This window comes from Escherichia sp. E4930 (assembly GCF_005845405.1).
In the GTDB taxonomy this organism is placed as follows: Bacteria; Pseudomonadota; Gammaproteobacteria; order Enterobacterales; family Enterobacteriaceae; genus Escherichia.
In genome coordinates this window covers 28,218-48,314 of the sequence record NZ_VCDZ01000015.1, presented here as the reverse complement: position 1 = coordinate 48,314, position 20,097 = coordinate 28,218, and the positions used below count along the sequence as shown (strand labels likewise).

The 20,097-nt window shown below is 51.2% G+C and carries 21 protein-coding genes; 13 read left to right on the top strand and 8 right to left on the bottom strand.

Annotated features, from left to right (window positions below; all coding sequences use genetic code 11):
• Positions 1 to 13: 13 nt before the first annotated feature.
• The gene (gene uxaC / locus FFT88_RS16500) at positions 14 to 1,426 is read right to left on the bottom strand and encodes a glucuronate isomerase (protein WP_053292087.1); all 1,413 of its coding nucleotides are present in this window, start codon (positions 1,424 to 1,426) and stop codon (positions 14 to 16) included.
• 483 nt (positions 1,427 to 1,909) lie between these two features.
• On the opposite strand from uxaC, the gene exuT reads away from it, so the two are divergent.
• The 11 genes from exuT to FFT88_RS16445 all read left to right on the top strand — a co-directional run bounded on the left by exuT (position 1,910) and on the right by FFT88_RS16445 (position 9,525).
• The gene (exuT, locus tag FFT88_RS16495; protein ID WP_130218273.1) at positions 1,910 to 3,208 is read left to right on the top strand and encodes a hexuronate transporter ExuT; all 1,299 of its coding nucleotides are present in this window, start codon (positions 1,910 to 1,912) and stop codon (positions 3,206 to 3,208) included.
• Positions 3,209 to 3,337: 129 nt separating this feature from the next.
• Positions 3,338 to 4,114 carry a transcriptional regulator ExuR gene (gene exuR, locus FFT88_RS16490; protein ID WP_064529587.1) on the top strand — a complete coding sequence of 259 codons (777 nt, stop codon included), beginning with the start codon at positions 3,338 to 3,340 and terminating at the stop codon, positions 4,112 to 4,114.
• A gap of 344 nt (positions 4,115 to 4,458) precedes the next feature.
• A complete protein-coding gene (yqjA, locus tag FFT88_RS16485; protein ID WP_064529586.1) occupies positions 4,459 to 5,121 on the top strand; it encodes a DedA family general envelope maintenance protein YqjA in 663 nt (220 codons plus the stop codon).
• 3 nt (positions 5,122 to 5,124) lie between these two features.
• The gene (gene mzrA, locus FFT88_RS16480) at positions 5,125 to 5,508 is read left to right on the top strand and encodes an EnvZ/OmpR regulon moderator MzrA (RefSeq protein WP_130210390.1); all 384 of its coding nucleotides are present in this window, start codon (positions 5,125 to 5,127) and stop codon (positions 5,506 to 5,508) included.
• A 146-nt stretch (positions 5,509 to 5,654) separates the two neighbouring features.
• Positions 5,655 to 6,023, top strand: a complete 369-nt coding sequence (gene yqjC, locus FFT88_RS16475) for a DUF1090 family protein YqjC (RefSeq protein ID WP_130210388.1) — start codon at positions 5,655 to 5,657, stop codon at positions 6,021 to 6,023.
• A 37-nt stretch (positions 6,024 to 6,060) separates the two neighbouring features.
• Positions 6,061 to 6,366: a YqjD family protein gene (locus FFT88_RS16470; RefSeq protein ID WP_064529583.1), complete on the top strand. Its 306-nt coding sequence runs from the start codon at positions 6,061 to 6,063 to the stop codon at positions 6,364 to 6,366.
• 2 nt (positions 6,367 to 6,368) lie between these two features.
• Complete coding sequence (locus FFT88_RS16465; RefSeq protein ID WP_130223850.1) at positions 6,369 to 6,773, top strand: phage holin family protein; 405 nt, start codon at positions 6,369 to 6,371, stop codon at positions 6,771 to 6,773.
• Positions 6,763 to 7,062, top strand: a complete 300-nt coding sequence (locus tag FFT88_RS16460) for a YqjK-like family protein (protein ID WP_130218279.1) — start codon at positions 6,763 to 6,765, stop codon at positions 7,060 to 7,062. The genes FFT88_RS16465 and FFT88_RS16460 overlap by 11 nt, the downstream gene beginning before the upstream one ends.
• A gap of 186 nt (positions 7,063 to 7,248) precedes the next feature.
• Positions 7,249 to 7,641: a DoxX family protein gene (locus FFT88_RS16455; protein ID WP_135488730.1), complete on the top strand. Its 393-nt coding sequence runs from the start codon at positions 7,249 to 7,251 to the stop codon at positions 7,639 to 7,641.
• Between the two features lie 246 nt (positions 7,642 to 7,887).
• Positions 7,888 to 8,874 (top strand): glutathionyl-hydroquinone reductase YqjG, encoded by a 987-nt coding sequence (yqjG, locus tag FFT88_RS16450; protein WP_130210378.1) that lies wholly within the window; start codon positions 7,888 to 7,890, stop codon positions 8,872 to 8,874.
• A gap of 282 nt (positions 8,875 to 9,156) precedes the next feature.
• Positions 9,157 to 9,525 (top strand): DUF805 domain-containing protein, encoded by a 369-nt coding sequence (locus FFT88_RS16445; protein ID WP_130218283.1) that lies wholly within the window; start codon positions 9,157 to 9,159, stop codon positions 9,523 to 9,525.
• A gap of 208 nt (positions 9,526 to 9,733) precedes the next feature.
• Here the strand turns inward: FFT88_RS16445 and yhaJ are convergent, their stop codons facing one another.
• Positions 9,734 to 10,630 (bottom strand): DNA-binding transcriptional regulator YhaJ, encoded by an 897-nt coding sequence (gene yhaJ / locus FFT88_RS16440; protein ID WP_135403913.1) that lies wholly within the window; start codon positions 10,628 to 10,630, stop codon positions 9,734 to 9,736.
• A gap of 104 nt (positions 10,631 to 10,734) precedes the next feature.
• Here yhaJ and FFT88_RS16435 point away from each other — a divergent pair, with 104 nt between their 5' ends.
• Positions 10,735 to 11,436: a pirin family protein gene (locus tag FFT88_RS16435; RefSeq protein WP_130259081.1), complete on the top strand. Its 702-nt coding sequence runs from the start codon at positions 10,735 to 10,737 to the stop codon at positions 11,434 to 11,436.
• Positions 11,437 to 11,457: 21 nt separating this feature from the next.
• On the top strand, positions 11,458 to 11,622 hold the full coding sequence (gene yhaL, locus FFT88_RS16430) for a protein YhaL (protein ID WP_130210466.1): 165 nt from the start codon (positions 11,458 to 11,460) through the stop codon (positions 11,620 to 11,622).
• A gap of 130 nt (positions 11,623 to 11,752) precedes the next feature.
• Here yhaL and cyuA read toward each other — a convergent pair whose 3' ends face one another.
• The 6 genes from cyuA to tdcD form a co-directional block, all read right to left on the bottom strand.
• Positions 11,753 to 13,063 carry a cysteine desulfidase gene (gene cyuA, locus FFT88_RS16425; RefSeq protein ID WP_135403912.1) on the bottom strand — a complete coding sequence of 437 codons (1,311 nt, stop codon included), beginning with the start codon at positions 13,061 to 13,063 and terminating at the stop codon, positions 11,753 to 11,755.
• Between the two features lie 27 nt (positions 13,064 to 13,090).
• Positions 13,091 to 14,422 (bottom strand): amino acid permease, encoded by a 1,332-nt coding sequence (locus tag FFT88_RS16420; RefSeq protein ID WP_130218289.1) that lies wholly within the window; start codon positions 14,420 to 14,422, stop codon positions 13,091 to 13,093.
• A gap of 279 nt (positions 14,423 to 14,701) precedes the next feature.
• Complete coding sequence (tdcG, locus tag FFT88_RS16415; protein ID WP_130223840.1) at positions 14,702 to 16,066, bottom strand: L-serine ammonia-lyase; 1,365 nt, start codon at positions 16,064 to 16,066, stop codon at positions 14,702 to 14,704.
• Positions 16,067 to 16,135: 69 nt separating this feature from the next.
• A complete protein-coding gene (locus tag FFT88_RS16410) occupies positions 16,136 to 16,525 on the bottom strand; it encodes an enamine/imine deaminase (protein WP_064529572.1) in 390 nt (129 codons plus the stop codon).
• Between the two features lie 13 nt (positions 16,526 to 16,538).
• Positions 16,539 to 18,833 (bottom strand): 2-ketobutyrate formate-lyase/pyruvate formate-lyase, encoded by a 2,295-nt coding sequence (tdcE, locus tag FFT88_RS16405; RefSeq protein ID WP_130218293.1) that lies wholly within the window; start codon positions 18,831 to 18,833, stop codon positions 16,539 to 16,541.
• 33 nt (positions 18,834 to 18,866) lie between these two features.
• The gene (tdcD, locus tag FFT88_RS16400) at positions 18,867 to 20,075 is read right to left on the bottom strand and encodes a propionate kinase (protein WP_135403911.1); all 1,209 of its coding nucleotides are present in this window, start codon (positions 20,073 to 20,075) and stop codon (positions 18,867 to 18,869) included.
• Positions 20,076 to 20,097 lie beyond the last annotated feature (22 nt).

Sequence of the window (20,097 nt, the reverse complement as noted above, 5' to 3'; positions counted from 1 at the left end):
TCAACCCCAGACCTTAGTTCAGTTCAATGGCGAAGTAGTCACGCGCATTGTTAAAGCAAATATTTTTCACCATCTCGCCCAGCAGGTTGATGTCCGCCGGTGCTTCGCCCGCTTCCACCCAGCGGCCAATCATCTGGCACAGAATGCGGCGGAAGTATTCGTGACGGGTATATGACAGGAAGCTACGGCTGTCAGTCAGCATACCGACAAAGCGGCTCAGCAGACCGAGCTGCGCCAGTTGGGTCATCTGACGTTCCATACCGTCTTTCTGATCGTTAAACCACCAGCCGGAACCAAACTGCATTTTGCCCGGCATACCTTCGCCCTGGAAGTTACCGATCATGGTGCCCAGCACTTCGTTATCGCGCGGGTTCAGGCAGTAGAGAATGGTTTTCGGCAGCAGGTTTTCTTCATTCTGTTTGCTCAGCAGCTTAGACAGTTCTTCCGCCATCGGACGGTCGTTGATGGAGTCAAAGCCGACATCCGGCCCCAGCAGTTTGAACTGACGCAGGTTGTTATTACGCAGCGCGCCAATGTGGTACTGCTGTACCCAGCCGCGACGTGCGTATTCGGCGCCCAGGAATACCAGCACCGCAGTTTTGAACTGTGCGACTTCATGCTCACTCAGGGTTTCGCCTGCCAGACGACGTGCCAGGATGCTATCCAGTTCCGCTTCGTTCGCTTCGGCAAACATCACCACATCCAGCGCGTGGTCAGACACTTTACAGCCGTGAGCCGCGAAGTGATCCAGACGTTTGGTCAGGGCAGTTTGCAGGTCTGCAAAGCGGCGAATGTCGGTATCGGAAACTTCACCCAGCTTCGCCATGTAGTCGTTAAAGGTCGCCTGTTCAATGTTGAAGGCTTTATCCGGACGCCAGCTCGGCAGCACTTTAATAGTGAAAGAGCCGTCTTTGGCGATCTCTGCGTGATGCTCCAGAGAGTCGATCGGGTCGTCGGTGGTGCCGACCATTTTCACGTTCATCTGCTGCATGATGCCGCGCGCGGAGAATTTGTCCTGCGCCAGCAGTTCGTTACATTCGTTCCAGATTTCATCTGCGGTAGACGGAGACAGCAGTTTGCCAGTGATACCAAACGGACGACGCAGTTCGAGGTGCGTCCAGTGGTATAACGGGTTACCGATCGTGTGCGGAACGGTCGCCGCCCAGGCATCAAACTTCTCACGGTCAGATGCATCACCAGTACACAGGCGCTCAGCAACACCATTGGTACGCATTGCACGCCATTTGTAGTGGTCGCCTTTCAGCCAGATGTCATACAGATTCTTAAAGCGATAGTCTTCTGCGATTTGCTGCGGCGGTAAATGGCAGTGGTAGTCGAAAATCGGCTGGTCTTTTGCGTAGTCGTGATACAGACGGCGGGCAAATTCAGTATCTAACAGGAAATCTTCAGTCATAAACGGAGTCATTATCGTCTTCCTCTCAACGAGTGAGCTAGCTTGCTTAGGGTGCGATGCTGACAAAGTTATCACACCAATTTCCAGAGCCCGAAGATATTTTCGTGAGTTAGATCAATAAACGTAGTTAAAAAAATTACTCTCAAAGTGGTAAATCCCTCTGCAAGCCGCGCCAGTTCTGGCTTCACTCTCATCCAGTAATGCCCCTACAAATATTCCCACATTTGTGATGGCTCTCACCTTTTAAAGTTGTATGACAAGTTATCTTTCTGCCGTCGCGAATCATAAGTCGACGGAATGCAAATTGCCGATTCATTCATTTGTTAGATGGATTGGGTTGACCGGTACGGAAGCCGAATTAGCACGAAACTTTCATGGCAGCGTTCGGGGTGTACCGGTTTTTTTTTCGGTCATCCGGTCGTAACTAACATCCTCTGCCCCAGGCAGGATGATGACCGCGCTTATTGCGGATATAACAAAACGATGAGGTTTTACATGCGTAAAATTAAAGGGTTACGTTGGTACATGATCGCATTGGTGACGCTCGGCACCGTGCTCGGTTACCTGACGCGTAACACTGTGGCGGCAGCTGCACCAACTCTGATGGAAGAGTTAAACATCTCCACCCAACAGTATTCCTACATCATCGCAGCCTATTCTGCTGCATATACGGTCATGCAACCTGTAGCGGGTTATGTTCTGGATGTTCTGGGGACAAAAATCGGTTACGCAATGTTTGCCGTGTTGTGGGCGGTATTCTGTGGCGCAACTGCACTGGCTGGTAGCTGGGGCGGTCTGGCGATTGCCCGTGGTGCGGTAGGTGCGGCAGAAGCAGCGATGATCCCTGCAGGTCTGAAAGCCAGTTCCGAATGGTTCCCGGCGAAAGAACGCTCCATCGCAGTAGGTTACTTTAACGTTGGTTCCTCAATTGGTGCGATGATTGCGCCGCCGCTGGTGGTATGGGCAATCGTCATGCACAGCTGGCAGATGGCATTTATTATCTCCGGTGCGTTGAGCTTTATCTGGGCGATGGCATGGCTGATTTTCTATAAACATCCACGCGACCAGAAACATCTGACCGATGAAGAACGTGACTACATTATTAATGGTCAGGAAGCCCAGCACCAGGTTGGCGCGGCGAAGAAAATGTCCGTTGGTCAGATCCTGCGTAACCGTCAGTTCTGGGGTATCGCATTACCGCGCTTCCTGGCTGAACCGGCCTGGGGTACTTTCAACGCGTGGATCCCGCTGTTCATGTTTAAAGTATACGGCTTTAACCTGAAAGAGATCGCGATGTTCGCCTGGATGCCAATGCTGTTTGCTGACCTGGGTTGTATCCTCGGTGGTTACCTGCCGCCACTGTTCCAGCGTTGGTTTGGTGTGAACCTGATTGTTTCCCGTAAGATGGTGGTAACACTGGGTGCGGTACTGATGATTGGCCCAGGTATGATCGGTCTGTTCACCAACCCGTATGTCGCGATTATGCTGCTGTGTATCGGTGGTTTTGCTCACCAGGCACTGTCTGGCGCGCTGATTACCCTCTCTTCTGACGTGTTTGGTCGTAACGAAGTGGCAACGGCGAACGGTCTGACCGGGATGTCCGCATGGCTGGCAAGTACGCTTTTTGCGCTGGTTGTAGGTGCACTGGCTGACACCATCGGCTTCAGCCCGCTGTTCGCAGTACTCGCAGTGTTCGACCTGTTAGGTGCGCTGGTTATCTGGACCGTGTTGCAGAACAAACCGGCGATTGAGGTGGCGCAGGAAACACATAACGATCCCGCACCGCAACATTAACGCTAAATGTAAGTTTTAGTTTCCCTTCAAAGCCGCCTTCTCAGGCGGCTTTTTCACCACTGCGAGTAGAGCTAAGCTCGCAAAAGTGGTATAACAAATATAGTCTGCCGTATCATGCCTGGAGCGCATATGGAAATCACTGAACCACGCCGTTTGTACCAACAGCTCGCCGCTGACCTGAAAGAGCGCATCGAGCAGGGCGTCTATCTGGTGGGTGATAAACTGCCCGCCGAACGTTTTATTTCTGATGAAAAAAACGTCAGCCGCACCGTGGTTCGTGAAGCCATCATCATGCTTGAAGTCGAGGGCTATGTAGAAGTACGCAAAGGCTCGGGAATTCATGTGGTTTCCAACCAGCCTCGCCATCAGCAGGCGGCGGACGCGAATATGGAATTTGCCAATTACGGTCCGTTTGAACTGCTCCAGGCACGTCAACTTATCGAAAGCAATATTGCCGAGTTTGCTGCAACCCAGGTAACGAAACAGGACATCATGAAACTGATGGCCATCCAGGAACAGGCGCGCGGCGAACAATGCTTCCGTGATTCCGAGTGGGATTTGCAGTTTCATATTCAGGTCGCATTAGCGACGCAGAACTCTGCACTGGCTGCCATCGTTGAGAAAATGTGGACCCAGCGTAGTCATAACCCGTACTGGAAAAAATTGCACGAGCACATTGATTCCCGTACCGTCGATAACTGGTGTGATGACCACGATCAGATCCTCAAAGCGTTGATACGCAAAGATCCTCATGCCGCCAAACTTGCAATGTGGCAGCATCTGGAAAATACCAAAATTATGTTGTTTAACGAAACCAGTGACGATTTCGAATTCAATGCCGACCGCTATTTGTTCGCCGAGAATCCTGTCGTTCATCTGGATACTGTGGCCAACAGCAGCAAATAAACGCCCATTTCTGACAGGCGCAGCAACGCGCCTGTTCGCTTTATCAGTAAGCGAAAAGTATAAAGTGTCAGCCTGTGTAAATCCTCTCGCCACCCTCCTCTGCAATCAGCAAAATCAGACTCCACGGACATGTAATTTTGATAACGAACAACGTTGACCTTTGTTACAATTAGATTCAATTTGAATTTATGCTATTAAATGTTTTCTTATCTCACGTTTTAACAGGGAATAGTTCAGGCCGTATTGGTGTCTCGACCCGCAATATATACAACAACAGCAATAACCTGACGGGTGTGCATCATTTAAAACCGGCGTGGCGTTAACCGATTCACCAGGAATAATGAATGGAACTTTTGACCCAATTGCTGCAAGCCCTGTGGGCGCAGGATTTTGAAACCCTGGCCAATCCGTCGATGATTGGCATGTTGTATTTTGTCTTGTTTGTGATTTTGTTCCTCGAAAACGGCTTGCTTCCAGCGGCCTTTTTACCAGGCGACAGCTTGCTGGTGTTGGTCGGTGTATTGATTGCCAAAGGCGCAATGGGTTACCCGCAGACTATTATGCTGCTCACTGTTGCGGCCAGCCTCGGTTGCTGGGTCAGCTACATACAGGGGCGATGGCTGGGAAACACCCGTACCGTACAAAACTGGCTATCCCATTTACCTGCGCACTACCACCAACGCGCACACCATCTTTTTCATAAACACGGTTTATCTGCGCTGTTAATTGGTCGCTTTATTGCATTTGTCAGAACATTACTGCCGACCATTGCCGGACTGTCAGGGCTGAATAACGCCCGCTTTCAGTTCTTCAACTGGATGAGTGGCCTGCTGTGGGTGTTGATTCTGACAACCTTAGGTTACATGCTCGGCAAGACGCCGGTATTTTTGAAGTATGAGGACCAGCTGATGTCATGCCTGATGCTGCTCCCGGTGGTGCTGCTGGTGTTCGGCCTGGCAGGTTCTCTTGTTGTTTTATGGAAAAAGAAATATGGAAATCGGGGGTAAAGGATGCAAATACCTCGCATGTCGCTTCGCCAGCTAGCCTGGTTCGGCGCTGCTATATTGCTGGCTGGCACGCTGCTGCTGGCCTGGTCTGCGGTTCGTCAACAAGAATCCACGCTGGCGATCCGCGCCATTCATCAAGGGACGACGATGCCGGACGGTTTTTCCATCTGGCATCACCTTGATGCTCATGGAATTCCTTTCAAAAGCATCACCCCTAAGAATGACACTCTGTTGATTACGTTTGATTCCAGCGATCAAAGCGCCGCCGCCAAAGCGGTCCTCGATAGAACATTGCCTCATGGCTACATCATTGCGCAGCAGGACGATAATAATCAGGCCATGCAATGGCTGACCCGGCTGCGGGACAATTCTCATCGCTTCGGATAACTTCCTGTTATCCGAAACATATCACTCACTTTGGTGATTTCACCGTTACTGTCTATGATTAATAAGGCGGTGGTTAATACCACCGCCTCGTTGTCTGGACAATCGTTCCTCTGTAATGGGTCCGAGTCACAATGGAAGGTTCAAGAATGAAATACCGCATCGCTTTAGCTGTTTCTCTTTTTGCTCTTAGTGTCAGTAGTTATGCCACTACCCTTTGTCAGGAAAAGGAGCAAAATATCCTTAAGGAGATCAGCTATGCCGAAAAACATCAAAACCAGAATCGTATCAACGGCCTGAACAAAGCCCTTAGTGAAGTGCGGGCGAATTGTTCAGATAACCAGTTGCGTGCCGATCATCAAAAGAAAATCGCGAAGCAGAAAGATGAAGTGGCAGAACGCAAACATGATTTAGCCGAGGCGAAACAAAAAGGCGATGCGGATAAGATTGCTAAACGCGAACGGAAACTGGCAGAAGCGCAGGAAGAGCTGAAAAAGCTGGAAGCGCGCGACTACTAATCCCCAATAGTTAATACTTACTCACCTGGAGAAAACTATGTCGAAAGAACACACTACGGAACATCTGCGTGCTGAGTTGAAATCCCTGTCCGATACGCTGGAAGAGGTGCTTAGCTCCTCTGGCGAAAAGTCAAAAGAAGAGCTGAGTAAGATTCGTAGCAAAGCGGAACAGGCTCTGAAACAGAGTCGCTATCGTCTGGGTGAAACCGGTGACGCGATTGCTAAACAAACCCGTGTCGCGGCGGCGCGTGCCGATGAGTATGTGCGTGAAAATCCGTGGGCGGGAGTTGGTATTGGCGCAGCCATCGGCGTGGTGCTGGGCGTTCTGCTGTCGCGTCGTTAATTATGGCGGAAACTCATCACGCGCAAGGGCCCGGTAAAAGCGTTCTGGGCATCGGGCAGCGAATTGTCACCATCATGGTCGAAATGGTGGAGACGCGTTTGCGGCTGGCGGTGGTTGAGCTGGAAGAAGAAAAAGCCAATATCTTTCAGCTTTTACTGATGCTCGGCCTGACGATGCTTTTCGCTGCATTTGGTCTTATGAGCCTGATGGTGCTGATTATCTGGGCCGTTGATCCGCAATATCGCCTGAATGCAATGATTGCCACCACTGTGGTGTTGCTGCTTCTGGCACTCATCGGCGGTATCTGGACGTTACGCAAGTCGCGCAAATCCACCTTGCTGCGCCATACGCGTCACGAACTGGCAAACGATCGACAACTTCTCGAGGAGGAGTCCCGTGAGCAGTAAAGTCGAACGTGAACAACGTAAGGCACAACTGCTTCGTCAGATCCAGCAGCAACGGTTGGATCTTTCCGCCAGTCGGCGTGACTGGCTGGAGGCAACGGGTGCCTATGATCGCCGCTGGAATATGCTGTTGAGCCTGCGTTCCTGGGCGCTGGTCGGCAGCAGCGTGATGGCTATCTGGACGATTCGCCATCCGAATATGCTGGTCCGCTGGGCCAGGCGCGGTTTTGGCGTCTGGAGTGCGTGGCGTCTGGTTAAAACCACCCTCAATCAGCAACAGCTTCGCGGTTAACTTCCTCTCTGGCCGGAACTATTCCGGCCTTATCCCTCAAATTTTTTGAAAATTTTTGACAGTTTTCCTTGCTAACAATCACCATTCACTACGTTTATGCTTCTCTCCATCGACAGCAATGACGCTAATACCGCGCCCTTGCACAAAAAAACAATCAGCAGCCTGAGTGGCGCAGTGGAGAGTATGATGAAAAAATTAGAAGATGTTGGTGTACTGGTAGCGCGTATTTTAATGCCGATTCTGTTCGTTACCGCAGGCTGGGGAAAAATTACTGGCTACGCGGGTACTCAACAATATATGGAAGCAATGGGCGTCCCGGGCTTTATGCTGCCGCTGGTGATCCTGCTTGAGTTCGGTGGTGGTCTGGCAATCCTGTTCGGTTTCCTGACTCGCACCACCGCGCTGTTTACCGCTGGCTTTACACTGTTGACGGCGTTTTTATTTCACAGCAACTTTGCCGAAGGCGTCAACTCGCTGATGTTCATGAAAAACCTGACAATTTCTGGCGGATTCCTGCTGCTGGCGATTACCGGTCCTGGCGCGTATAGCATCGACCGTCTGCTGAATAAAAAGTGGTAAGCACGCGCTATACTTAACGATAAAAAACGAGGGGGAAACTCCTCGTTTCAGATTGTTGACAAAGTGCGCGTTGTTCATGCCGGATGCGGCGTGAACGCCTTATCCGGCCTACAAAAACATGCAAATTCAATATATTGCAAGAACCTCGTAGGCCTGATAAGCATAGCGCATCAGGCAGTTTTGCGTTTGCCATCAGTCTCAAACGAGGAGAAACGCTCCTCGTTTTTGCTATTGGAGGAGAGAAAAATGGGTCAACTGATTGACGGCGTCTGGCATGACACCTGGTACGATACCAAATCCACTGGCGGTAAATTTCAACGTTCAGCTTCTGCATTTCGTAACTGGCTCACTGCCGATGGCGCGCCAGGCCCCACTGGAAAAGGCGGTTTTGCCGCAGAAAAAGATCGTTATCATCTCTATGTTTCACTCGCCTGCCCGTGGGCGCACCGCACGCTGATCATGCGTAAACTCAAAGGACTGGAACCGTTTATTTCCGTTTCCGTGGTGAATCCGCTGATGCTGGAAAACGGCTGGACCTTTGATGACAGTTTCCCGGGTGCAACCGGCGACACGCTCTATCAACATGAATTCCTGTACCAGCTTTATCTCCACGCTGATCCACACTACAGCGGACGAGTTACTGTCCCCGTGCTGTGGGACAAAAAGAATCACACCATTGTCAGCAACGAATCAGCAGAAATCATCCGCATGTTCAATACTGCGTTTGATGCGCTGGGCGCAAAAGCGGGTGATTATTACCCCCCTGCTCTGCAAACTAAAATTGACGAACTTAACGGCTGGATATACGACACCGTAAATAATGGCGTCTATAAAGCTGGTTTTGCCACCAGCCAGGAAGCGTACGACGAAGCGGTGGTGAAAGTGTTTGAATCGCTGGCGCGACTGGAACAGATATTAGGGCAGCATCGCTTCCTGACGGGTAACCAGTTAACCGAAGCCGATATTCGCCTGTGGACCACGCTGGTTCGTTTTGATCCGGTGTATGTCACCCACTTCAAGTGCGATAAGCACCGTATCAGCGATTACCTGAATTTGTATGGCTTCCTGCGCGATATCTATCAGATGCCGGGAATAGCCGAAACCGTCAATTTCGACCATATCCGTAATCACTACTTCCGCAGCCATAAGACCATCAACCCAACGGGAATTATTTCGATTGGCCCGTGGCAGGATCTCGATGAACCGCACGGGCGGGATGTTCGCTTCGGTTAAACAAAGGCACCCTTCGTGGTGCCTCTGGTTGTTGGCTAAGTGCGTGTTGTTATGTCGGATGCGGTGTGAACGCCTTATCTGACCTACAAAACATTGTACATTCAATATATTGCAGAACCCGCACAGGCCAGATAAGCGTAGCGCATCTGGCTATTTTGCGCTTGCCCTTATCCTTCACAGCGCCTTATTAATTCATCGCGATAATATTTACTGCAAATTCATTCATGTCTATTCTTAATTTGCTGCTTTAAAAACAAGTGATTGAGCAAAATTGAGGCAAAAATGGACTGGTATCTGAAAGTACTAAAAAATTATGTCGGTTTCCGGGGACGTGCACGGCGCAAAGAGTACTGGATGTTTATTCTGGTCAACATCATCTTTACGCTCGTGCTGGGGCTGCTGGATAAAATGCTGGGCTGGCAACGTGCCGGTGGCGAAGGCATCCTGACGACTATCTACGGCATTCTGGTGTTTTTGCCGTGGTGGGCAGTACAGTTCCGTCGCCTGCATGACACCGACCGTTCAGCATGGTGGGTGCTACTGTTCTTAATTCCGTTTATCGGTTGGCTGATTATCATCATCTTTAACTGCCAGCCGGGGACGCCAGGCGAAAACCGGTTTGGACCAGATCCAAAACTGGAACAGGAATAATAATTAAGCACCTTGTGAAAGGTGCTTCAGATTGTTGGCAAAGTGCGCTTTGTTTATGCCGGATGCGGCGAAAACGCCTTATCCAGCCTACAAAATCGCAAAAAATTCAATATTTTGCAGTGACTGCGTAGGCCTGATAAGCGTAGCTCATCAGGCAGTTTTGCGTTTGTCAGCAGTCAGAAGCACCTTGTGAAAGGTGCTTAATAGATTATTTTCCAGCGAACAACTTTGGAATTTCCCGCAGACACCAGGATTTTGCTTCCCCCATACTGTCGCGACGCCAGGCCATAATAATATCGATTTCACTGGTCGATTCCGGACTGACTACACGCAACCGTCCTTCAGCGATATCTTTTTCTACCATCGGGTACGGCATCGTCGCGACGCCAAGCCCTGCCAGCAATGCCTGACGTTTATCTTCAATGGTACTGACCGTCAGGCGCGGTTGTTTATCCAGTAACTGTACGGTCAATACCGGGCGTTCACGAGCAGTATCTGCCACTGCAATTCCGCGATATTTCACGCGCGTCACTTCAGAAAGCGGTTCCGGCTCCTGATGAATCGGGTGATCAGGCGCTGCCACGTAGACGTTCATCAAGGTGTAAAGCTTACGAGAGTTGATCTCCGACGAGGAACGAAAATGCATATCCGGCGCGATAACAATATCTGCTCGCCCTTGTTCCAGCCGCTCCCACGCCCCCGCCAGCACTTCGGTGATGATTGCCAGTTGGGTATTGGCTTTAACGGCCAGTTTGTCGATCAACGGGAAAAAGGCAGGCGTGGGCACCAGCGCTTCAGTCACGATGGTGAGATGCGTTTCCCAACCACGCGCGAGGGCTTCGGCGTCGGTGGTCAGTTTATCTGCGGCTTCCAGCAGAACACGTCCCCGCTCCAGCAACATCCGCCCGACATTGGTGAATTTGGTGCGATGGCCCGAGCGGTCAAACAGCACCACATCGAGCTCTTCTTCCAGTTTTTGCATGGTGTAGCTAAGCGCGGAAGGCACGCGTCCCAGCTCATCGGCCGCCGCCGCAAAACTACCACGGCGATCGATCGCATCCATAACCCTTAGTGCTTCCAGCGTTAATGCCCTTTCTTTGGCCATTTCGTTCTCATTCAGGAAATTTGAACATACCGGGCAGAATATCTGGCTAACAATGTAGCGTCCAGCCCCTTACCATAAAAGGAAGTAAAGAGAGGTCAAGAATTATGATTACTACCCGAACTGCCAGGCAGTGTGGACAAGCAGACTACGGATGGTTGCAGGCCCGGTATACTTTTTCCTTTGGACACTACTTCGACCCTAAATTGTTAGGCTATGCCTCCCTGCGCGTGCTTAACCAGGAAGTGTTGGCTCCAGGGGCCGCCTTCCAGCCACGTACCTACCCAAAAGTTGATATTTTGAATGTAATTCTCGACGGAGAAGCAGAGTATCGGGACAGCGAAGGTAATCATGTTCAGGCCCGCGCCGGTGAAGCCTTATTGCTTTCTACTCAGCCGGGCGTGAGTTATAGCGAACATAATATCAGCAAGGACAAACCGTTAACGCGAATGCAGCTCTGGCTGGATGCCTGCCCGCAACGGGAGAATCCGCTGATTCAAAAACTGGCGCTGAATATGGACAAGCAGCAATTAATCGCCTCGCCAGATGGCGCGAAAGGTAGCCTGCAACTGCGCCAGCAGGTGTGGCTGCATCATATTGTGCTCGCCGAGGGAGAAAGCGCGAACTTTCAACTGCACGGTCCGCGCGCTTATTTGCAATCGATCCACGGCCAATTTCATGCGCTTACGCATCACGAAGAGAAAGCAGCGCTGACCTGCGGTGATGGCGCATTTATTCGTGACGAGGCTAACATTACACTCGTTGCTGATTCCCCGCTGCGCGCTTTGCTGATAGATTTACCTGTCTAGTTTTTTTACAGGGAGAAGATGATGAGTAAAAAATCGGCGAAAAAACGTCAGCCAGTAAAGTCCGTTGCGGCGAAAGAAACCACTCGCGCTACCAAAAGTTTTGGCTATGAAGAGATGTTGAGTGAGTTGGAGGCGATAGTCGCCGACGCCGAAATACGGTTAGCCGAGGATGAAGCTACCGCGTAAACACAGGTTGCCGGATGCGGCGTAAACGCCTTATCCGGCCTACAAAACCAACAAATTGCACAATCCGTAGGCCGGATAAGATGCGTCAGCATCGCATCCGGCATCAGGTATGACATCCGAAATCCGGCGCTTACCTGGCCTTACTGGCCATAATCTCGATAATCTGCCGATCAGTTTGCTGCATTGAATGGCTTGCCAGCGCGCACAGGTTGGCGATTGACTGCTCAACATCATGCGCCACGATCCCTTCATTGCCAGTCACGGCGGTATCATCCAGCGCCATTAACACCGCTTTCCACGCTGCCGAGGCACTGGTCGAAACCTTCATCGCGCAACTGTTCGACGCGCCATCGCAAATCATACCGCTGACATCGCCGATCATACTGCTGATTGCCATCGAGATGGTTTCATAACGCCCATCCACCAGCCACGCCATCCCGGCGGCGGCGCCCATTGCGGCGGTCGTTGCGGCACACAGCGCAGACAAACGCGGTAACTGGTTATGGATATAAATCGCGCTCAAATGCGAAAGCATCAGCGCGCGCGCCAGCCGTTCATCATCTGCCCCGAAGTGTTCCGCGACAACCACCACGGGCATTGTCGCGGTGATCCCCTGGTTGCCAGAACCGGAGTTACTCATTGCCGGAAGCGTTGCGCCACCCATACGCGCATCGGATGCCGCGCTGGTACGAATCACAATTGACGAGGAGAGACCTTTCGCCAGCAAACCGCGTGCACACTGTTTTTCCAGCGTCGCGCCAATATGCAGCCCCCAGTTCCCACTCAAACCTTCCTGCGATAACGCGCAGTTTAATTTCGCAGAATCGAGAATAAAGCGGATAGCCTCAAACGGCACTTCATTGACGAACTTCAGGATCTCGGCCAGCGTCGTTCTGGAGAGCACCGCCAGCGGCGACTCTTGCTCGCCCTCTGCTACACAGGCCTGCTGGGTAAACACCACGCCATTGTGCGTCTCGATATGCACAATGTTGGTATGCCCGCCGACGATGGTGACACAAGCCCACTGCTCGCCGTTCCAGACTTTGGCGCGTGAGAAGAGGATTTCATCGCAAGGTTCCTGGATCTTGACCGAGACTTTCCCCGCCGCCAGCAACGCTTTGGCATCGGCAATTGCCTGCGCCGTTGCGTCTTTCAGCACTTCCAGCCCGGCGTTGGCATTTCCACCTAACGCCCCCAGCGCCGCTGCAATCGGCAGCCCCACCATTCCCGTACCGGGAACGGTAACGCCCAGACCGTTCTTCATCAGATTTGGCGAAACCCAGGCTTCTACACGTTCAACCGGACCTTCCAGTTCTGCCGCAGCAACCGCCGCCGCCAGCGCCAGTGAGATCGGTTCAGTACATCCCAGCGCCGGTTTTACTTCCTCCTGAACTGCAAGGATGTAACGCTGCCATAACGGATTTAAAGTCGAATCAAACATAATAAAAACCTTAAAATTTCAGGTAAATCATGAAAATGCCAGGAACGGAGAAACGCAAAGCAACAAACCGGTGATGATAATCAGGTACAGAGAGGCACCTTTGTATTTGTGCAATGCCGGTACTTTGTAAACCAACCACGCCGGGATCAGGCACCCTACCATGCCGAAAATCGGGCTACAGATAGAGGTAAAGCTCAACACTGGCGCATTCAGTACGATGGCGCTCCAGGCCAGTAAAATGGCGAAAATCATGATGCCGCGCTGAACGAGATTTTCGTTAATCTTCTCAGCTGGCATCTTGCGGCGCAGGATGTTCATTACGATCCCTTGCGTTGCTTCGCGAAAGCCTAAATAGACGCCAAAGAACGCTGTCATTACGGCAAAGATATTGAGGATGACGCTGACCACTTTCACCCATGCTGCACCGTCGCCGCTAATAAATTGAGCTGCAATCGCCAGCGCGGAAATATTCTGCTCATAGGCTTTTACTGCCTCGTCATGTCCCATCGCCAGAGTGAACGACACTGCGTAGAAAAAGACGGTGACAAACAGGATCCCAAACGCAATGTTCATCGCCCGCAACGCTTTATGTCGCGCCACTTCAATTGATTTTTCCCGCGAGCGATAAGAGATCACCATCGGGCTTAACGTCTGGATAAACAGAATCGAGGTTAAGGTAAACGGCAGTGTGATAATGGCGTTTTTCACCAGCAGCCCCAGCGGCGGCAGCGAACCTACGTTATACAGATGCCACATCCCGACCATCGATACACCCAGCGCTGCCACCACCAGCAGTTTGGTCAGCACCATGCCGGTCGAAATTTTGAATAACAGTTTCTCGCCGCGTGAAGAGATCGCTACCAGAATACAAATCAGTACCAGGCCATAAAACGGACTGTCAGACAGCAATCCTTCCGTCACGCCGAAAGTGTGCAGATAGGAGGCGCTATCGTTAGTGATGGCGGTGGAGTAAACAAACATCCAAATAACCAGCATCACAAAGTAAAGTGCACCTAATAAAATGCCCCAGTTTTTACCCAAATAACCACTAATGACACTCGGGTAATCTTTACACTCTGGAGATTCCGCCAGCGTATTAATAAACAATCGCTGAAACAGATACATTGCCGGGTAGCCAATTACTGATGAGAGCAAAAATACCCACAATCCCATCAATCCGACCTGCACCGGGAGAAAAACTATCCCCGCGCCAATCGCCATCCCAATACTCATAATCACCCAACCGGTGTCGGTACTGTCGAATTTGATAGCTTCACGCCATTCACTTTCACTCATTCCAGCACGACCCGCCGGGGTCGAAGCGTCTGCAATGACGCCTTTATTCGTTGCAATTTCCATAAGTTCTCGCTCAATATTTTGTAGGGCTTATTATTTTTTTCGAGCCGCATCAAGGCGATACGCGGTCTACGTTTTTTTTTGCAGGCGAGTTATTAGAATGAAGAAATGATACGCGTGAGGTCAGAGAAAATCTTCACAATCAAGACTTTGAAATAGCAGTTATGGATAATAATTTTCTATCAAATCAATCTTAGAGAAATAGTTATTCTCTATTTGCGGCAGATCACAATAAAAAAGGGTGCACATTTTGTGCACCCCAGTATAAACGCGGATGAGATATCAGCCGCAGACCACTTTAATGGCCAGTCCTCCGCGTGAAGTTTCGCGGTATTTATCGTTCATATCTTTGCCGGTTTCGTACATCGTCTCGATAACTTTATCGAGAGAAACACGCGGTGCAGAAGTGCGTCCCATCGCCATCCGCGCGGCGTTCACGGCTTTAACAGCATTAATAGCATTGCGTTCAATACACGGAATTTGCACCTGCCCGGCAACCGGATCGCAGGTCAGTCCCAGGTTGTGTTCCATAGCGATTTCCGCCGCATTGCACACCTGCGCCGGGCTGCCGCCCAGCAGTTCGGTTAACCCTGCCGCCGCCATTGAACAGGCCACGCCAATTTCGCCCTGACAGCCCACTTCCGCACCGGAAATGGAGGCATTCATTTTATACAGCGCACCGATAGCGCCAGCCGCCAGCAGAAAACGAGCAATGGAGCGCTCATTGAGCGGGCGGCGGAATTTATCGTAATAGGCCAGCACCGCAGGAATAATGCCGCAAGCGCCGTTAGTTGGCGCTGTCACAACACGTCCGCCAGCGGCGTTTTCTTCGCTGACTGCCAGAGCAAACATATTGATCCAGTCGATCACGTTCATCGGATCGTTAGAGATATTGTCGCTGGAAACCAGCAAACGCCGCAGCGCCACCGCCCGACGTGGCACATTGAGCGGGCCTGGCAGCACACCTTCGGTATTCATACCGCGTTCAATACCGTCATGCATCACCTGCCAGATACGCGAAAAACCAGCATCAATTTCGGCTTTGCTACGTAGCGCCAACTCGTTTTGCAGCATCAAACCAGAAATAGATAACCCGTTGTAATCACACATTTTCAGCAGCTCACCTGCTGAATGGAAATCGTAAGGGACGAGCGTTTCAACATCCAGTGACAGGCCGAATTGTTCTTCTTCGACAATAAATCCGCCACCGACTGAATAATAGGTTTTGCTTAACAGTTCTTCCTGCTCTTTCCACGCGGTAATACGCATCCCATTCTCATGACGGGGCAGCGTTTCCGCATGGAAAATAATGTTCTTTGCCACTGGGAAATCAACGACATGTGCGCCCGCTGCCACCGGCAACCTTCCGTTGCGCGTCACTAATTCCATAAATGCAGGTATCTCATCAATAACAACGTCCTGCGGACTATTTCCTGCCAGTCCCATGATGATAGCGATATCCGTGGCGTGACCTTTGCCCGTCAGTGACAACGATCCATAAAGATCGACCACAATGTGGCTCGTCGCGGTTAATAAGCCGCTCTTCTCCAGTCGATCAATAAAACTTTTTCCGGCATTCATTGGCCCCACGGTATGAGAACTGGAGGGACCAATCCCAATTTTGAAAATATCGAATGCACTAATCATATCCACACCCTCGGATTGCCGTTCGTGAAGAGGAGCGGAGCGACCCTGCGATCGCCCCGCTCAGGAGCTTTACGCGTTGCGTACCGCGATAGCTTCAATTTCCAGCTTCACATCTTTCGGCAAACGCGCTACCTGCACACAGCTGCGTGTCGGGTAGGTCGCCTGATGCTCGTCAAAAAACTGCTTGTAGACTTCATTGATGGTGCCAAAGTCATTAAGGTCGGTAATGAACACCGTCATCTTCACGATATCGCCAACGGTCAGCCCGGCAGCAACCACGATCGCTTTGACGTTTTCCAGACTTAAACGCGCCTGATCTTTCACGTCAGCCGGGATCTCACCGGTCTGCGGACAAACCGGAATTTGCCCGGAGGTGAAGACCATGCTGCCTAAATCAACGCCCTGAACATACGGGCCGATTGCGCCTGGCGCACGTTGCGTTTCGATAATCTTTTTCATACATCCTCCGGCATCAAAGCGCCTGGGTAAAGGTACGTGAAATCACATCCTGCTGCTGTTCACGGGTCAGTGCGTTGAAGCGCACGGCGTAGCCAGAGACACGGATTGTCAGGTTCGGGTATTTTTCCGGGTGCTCAATGGCATCCAGCAACATTTCCCGATTCATAACGTTGACGTTGAGGTGCTGACCGCCTTCCACATCCGCTTCGTGGTGGAAATAACCATCCAGCAGGCCGACAAGGTTGGTTTTGCGTACCGGATCTTCTTTGCCCAGCGCCGCAGGGACAATTGAGAAGGTGTACGAAATACCGTCTTTGGCGTAGGTGAACGGCAGCTTGGCAACGGAGGTCAGCGAAGCCACGGCCCCTTTGCGGTCACGACCGTGCATCGGGTTAGCACCTGGTGCGAACGGTGTACCGGCGCGACGACCATCCGGTGTGTTACCGGTTTTCTGGCCGTACACCACGTTAGAGGTGATGGTCAGAATCGACTGAGTTGGTACGGCGTTACGATAGGTTGGCAGGGCTTTAATTTTCTTCATAAAGCGTTCAACCAGGTCGCAGGCAATGCTGTCTACGCGCTCGTCGTTGTTGCCGTACTGCGGATATTCGCCGTCGATTTCAAAGTCCACCGCCAGGCCGTTTTCGTCACGAATCGGTTTCACGCGAGCATATTTAATTGCGGAAAGTGAATCCGTCGCCACCGACAGGCCCGCAATACCACATGCCATCGTGCGATAAACATCACGATCGTGCAGCGCCATCAGTGAGGCTTCGTAGCTGTACTTGTCATGCATGTAGTGGATGATGTTCAGCGCGCTGATGTACTGCACTGCCAGCCAGTCCATGAAATGGTCGAGGCTGCTCATGACTTTGTCGTAGTCCAGAACGTCGTCCATCAGTGGTGCTGTTTTCGGGCCGACCTGAATCTTCAGCTTCTCATCCACCCCGCCGTTAATTGCGTACAGCAGCGTTTTCGCCAGGTTAGCGCGTGCGCCGAAGAACTGCATCTGCTTACCAATCACCATCGGGCTGACGCAGCAGGCAATCGCGTAATCGTCGCTGTTGAAGTCAGTACGCATCAGATCGTCGTTTTCATACTGCAAAGAAGAAGTGACGATGGAGACTTGTGCCGCATATTTTTTGAAGGCAATCGGCAATGCTTCCGACCACAGAATGGTCAGGTTAGGTTCCGGTGCTGGCCCCATGGTGTGCAGTGTATGCAGATAACGGAAGGAGTTTTTGGTCACCAGGGTACGACCGTCCAGCCCCATCCCGCCGATGACTTCCGTTGCCCAGATAGGGTCGCCGGAGAACAGCGAATCAAATTCCGGCGTACGCAGGAAGCGCACCATGCGGATCTTCATGATGAAGTGGTCGATCAATTCCTGCGCCTGCTGCTCGTTGAGCACACCGGCTTTGAAGTCACGTTCAATGTAGATATCGAGGAACGATGCAGTACGACCCAGCGACATCGCGCCGCCGTTTTGCGATTTCACCGCCGCCAGGTAAGCGAAGTAGAGCCACTGCACCGCTTCCTGTGCATTCTGCGCTGGACGAGAGATGTCGAAGCCGTATTTCGCCGCCATTTCCTGAATCTGCAGCAGCGCATGACGATGTTCTGCCAGCTCTTCACGCAGACGGATGGTGGCTTCCAGATCTTGCCCTTTTTCCAGACGAGACTGGAGATCGGCAAATTGCAGTTCGCGTTCACGGACCAGATAACTGATGCCGTACAACGCCACGCGGCGATAGTCACCGATAATACGTCCACGGCCATAACCGTCCGGCAGACCAGTCAATACGCCAGATTTACGGCAGCGCAGCATATCCGGTGAGTAAGCATCAAATACGCCCTGGTTATGGGTTTTACGCAGATCGGTAAACACGTATTCAAATTCGCTGTCCATTTCACGGCCATAGGCGTGGAATGAACTTTTAATCATGTTGATGCCGCCGAACGGATGCAGCGCACGTTTCAGTGGCGCATCTGTTTGCAGGCCAACGATTTTTTCCAACGGCTGGTTGATATAACCTGCATCATGGGCAGTAATGGTGGTGGCAATATTGGTATCGAAATCAACCGGCGCATGGGTCGCGTTTTCGATACGAATACCTTCCATCACCTTTTCCCACAATGCCGTAGTGGCTGGCGTCGCTTCGGCGAGGAAAGATTCATCCCCTTCATACGGTGTATAGTTATGTTGAATAAAATCGCGGACATTAATTTCGTTTTTCCAGTCCGTACCTTTAAAGCCAAGCCATGCGTCGGCGTACAGCTTATCGCTGGTATCAATATCTACCTTCATGAAAAATAATCTCTCTACAATACTTCAACTAAATTATGCAAATTCTGCGGGTGCTTTAACTTTGCCTAAATGAATTGCATCTAGCGCAATCATTTTTTCTTCATTAGTCGGAATAACGGCGCAAATTACGCGCGCATTTTCACTGGACACAATTCTTTCACCGTAAGCGTTAGAGCGATTATTCATTTCTGCATCAATCTCTACGCCTAATACAGTCAAATGTTCCATGACCAGACGACGAATTAAACTTGAATTCTCACCTATTCCGCCAGTGAATATAATTCCATCCAGGCGATGTAATGAGGCAGCGTGTCCGGCAATATGACGGGCAATTCGGTGAACAAACGTTTTAATTGCCAGTTGTGCACGTTCATGACCTTCATGCCAGGCTTTTTCCAGTACACGCAAGTCGGAAGAAAGACCGGAAATCCCCAATAGTCCCGATTCTTTATTCACCACGCGTTCCAGGTCGCTAAGACTCTGGTTGGTTTGACTGGCCACCCAGGACATCGCGCCGAAGTCGACATCGCCACTGCGCGTCCCCATCATCAGCCCTTCCAGCGGCGTCATACCCATTGAGGTATCCACGCTCTGCCCGTTACGAACCGCGCAAATAGACGCGCCATTGCCAAGATGCGCCACCACCAGGCCGGAGTCATCTTCCGCCAGATCCAGCAGAGAATGCGCACGCTGGGACACATAGCGGTGAGACGTGCCGTGGAAGCCATAGCGGCGCACACCCAGCTCTTCGTAATATTTCCACGGCAGGCCGTATAAATACGCTTCCGGGGCCATTGTCTGGTGGAAGCTGGTATCAAATACCGCTACCTGAGTTACGCCAGGAAATAATTGCTGGGCCGATTCAATGCCACTTAAATTGGCGTAATTATGCAGCGGCGCCAGTGGAGAAACGCGACGGATATTATCAATGACTTCATCGGTAATAATGGCGGACTCGGTAAAAATACTGCCGCCGTGGGCGATGCGGTGGCCAATTAAGGCCACGCTGTCATTTAAATTCCGTTTTTCCAGTTCAAACGCAATTGCCTTCAGTGCACCTTCGTAGCTGTGGAGAGCCAGCGGTGCTGGCTCTCCTCCATTTACGGATAAGAATGCATTTTCCGAATTAATACCGTCGGCAATACCTGACATTAATACTTCACAGTTCGAGGCATCCAACACGGAAAACTTAATTGAAGACGAACCACAGTTAATAACCAAAACAACCGGAAATTCATTCATCTCTTTTCTCATCCTGAGTTAC

Coding starts and splice junctions, on each gene's coding strand:
- FFT88_RS16465 (WP_130223850.1), top strand. CDS start 6,369: ATGGCGGAAACTCATCACGCGCAAGGGCCCGGTAAAAGCGTTCTGGGC.
- yqjC (WP_130210388.1), top strand. CDS start 5,655: ATGAAATACCGCATCGCTTTAGCTGTTTCTCTTTTTGCTCTTAGTGTC.
- tdcD (WP_135403911.1), bottom strand. CDS start 20,075: ATGAATGAATTTCCGGTTGTTTTGGTTATTAACTGTGGTTCGTCTTCA.
- yhaJ (WP_135403913.1), bottom strand. CDS start 10,630: ATGGCCAAAGAAAGGGCATTAACGCTGGAAGCACTAAGGGTTATGGAT.
- cyuA (WP_135403912.1), bottom strand. CDS start 13,063: ATGTTTGATTCGACTTTAAATCCGTTATGGCAGCGTTACATCCTTGCA.
- exuR (WP_064529587.1), top strand. CDS start 3,338: ATGGAAATCACTGAACCACGCCGTTTGTACCAACAGCTCGCCGCTGAC.
- FFT88_RS16410 (WP_064529572.1), bottom strand. CDS start 16,525: ATGAAAAAGATTATCGAAACGCAACGTGCGCCAGGCGCAATCGGCCCG.
- yhaL (WP_130210466.1), top strand. CDS start 11,458: ATGAGTAAAAAATCGGCGAAAAAACGTCAGCCAGTAAAGTCCGTTGCG.
- yqjG (WP_130210378.1), top strand. CDS start 7,888: ATGGGTCAACTGATTGACGGCGTCTGGCATGACACCTGGTACGATACC.
- tdcG (WP_130223840.1), bottom strand. CDS start 16,066: ATGATTAGTGCATTCGATATTTTCAAAATTGGGATTGGTCCCTCCAGT.
- FFT88_RS16435 (WP_130259081.1), top strand. CDS start 10,735: ATGATTACTACCCGAACTGCCAGGCAGTGTGGACAAGCAGACTACGGA.
- yqjA (WP_064529586.1), top strand. CDS start 4,459: ATGGAACTTTTGACCCAATTGCTGCAAGCCCTGTGGGCGCAGGATTTT.
- FFT88_RS16445 (WP_130218283.1), top strand. CDS start 9,157: ATGGACTGGTATCTGAAAGTACTAAAAAATTATGTCGGTTTCCGGGGA.
- uxaC (WP_053292087.1), bottom strand. CDS start 1,426: ATGACTCCGTTTATGACTGAAGATTTCCTGTTAGATACTGAATTTGCC.
- tdcE (WP_130218293.1), bottom strand. CDS start 18,833: ATGAAGGTAGATATTGATACCAGCGATAAGCTGTACGCCGACGCATGG.
- mzrA (WP_130210390.1), top strand. CDS start 5,125: ATGCAAATACCTCGCATGTCGCTTCGCCAGCTAGCCTGGTTCGGCGCT.
- FFT88_RS16420 (WP_130218289.1), bottom strand. CDS start 14,422: ATGGAAATTGCAACGAATAAAGGCGTCATTGCAGACGCTTCGACCCCG.
- FFT88_RS16470 (WP_064529583.1), top strand. CDS start 6,061: ATGTCGAAAGAACACACTACGGAACATCTGCGTGCTGAGTTGAAATCC.
- FFT88_RS16455 (WP_135488730.1), top strand. CDS start 7,249: ATGAAAAAATTAGAAGATGTTGGTGTACTGGTAGCGCGTATTTTAATG.
- exuT (WP_130218273.1), top strand. CDS start 1,910: ATGCGTAAAATTAAAGGGTTACGTTGGTACATGATCGCATTGGTGACG.